The 1,090-nt window shown below is 64.3% G+C and carries 1 protein-coding gene; it reads right to left on the reverse strand.

The genetic code is table 11. The features are described 5' to 3' along the window. The coding region (locus ACZ7HQ_RS45850) for a hypothetical protein (RefSeq protein ID WP_471003676.1) at positions 1–312 on the reverse strand (312 nt) is incomplete at its 3' end. Positions 313–1,090: the final 778 nt, after the last annotated feature.

Consider the following 1,090-nt stretch of genomic DNA (forward strand, 5'->3'; position numbering starts at 1 on the left):
CGCGGCAGGACCGACCGACCCGTCTGTATGGCGCACCAGAGTCGGGTCGGGTTCCACCCACTTCCCCTGAAGAGCCACACGGACCGGAGCGATGGATTTCTCCATCGTGAACGTCGTCCCGTCCGGGTTGGCGAAGACCGTTTCCCGCTCGGAGCGCTCCTCCACAACTTCCACACGTTCGCCCGCCGCCACGGCCGCGGCCGAAGCCCGGAGCTCCGGCGAACCCAAGTCGGCCGGACGGGAAGGCAACGCCGCTGCCTGCGAGTTCAACGCAGGAACCACGCTCAACATGGCGGACAGAACGGCCGTCACACACACACCGTGACGCGCTCGACGCCACACCCCACCAGTCACAGACCCGCCCCGTTTTCCACATGGCCTTCACAAAAGTCAGCCAAATATCGAGGCACCCAAGGGGGGCGTCAAGAGTGATCTAGAGCACACACGCGGAAGGTGGCGATCGCGAATCCGGGAGTTTCAACCTGAAGCGGGCTAACGGCACCCACCACGGAAACAGACCCCTTGTCCGGAAAGATTGTGCAACTGCGCTGTAACTAGGCAAGGTTGGAGCATCACTAGCGACTGCTGAGCGCCGAGCGCCTAAAGCCACCTCATGCCACCCGATTTCACAAGGTAAACAGCCCCGAAGCGCTCACCCCGACTGGTGAGATCGTCGTCATGCGGGCACGGCACGGCGACGCCACACCCCTGGGCGCCTTAAACGCCGATGCCGGACGTCGCAGAGCGTAGCCAACGCCACGCTCTACGACGGCAAGCACTCCGGCCAAATCATGACCACCTCAACTCTGCCCGACGGTGAGGAGACTTTGCCGGAGTGGTGCGGAAACTGGCGAGGCATCCATAACCGGCTGCAAATGTGGGCCATCGACGGCACATAGAAGTGAGTCTTCCTGCGTTGGTCGCGCAGGCCGGCGTCACGGGCGGCCTCACTGGGTTTCTCAGTCGACTCCACCATTGGCCCGCTCACCAGCACGCGGCAGGGGGCTCACAGAAGCCGCCCCAGTTGGCAACGTGCTCGCCGTCGTTGGCCGGCCCGTGCACGCAGCATCGCTCGTGCACGGGCCGGTCG

It is taken from the genome of Streptomyces sp. NPDC037290, assembly GCF_055603245.1.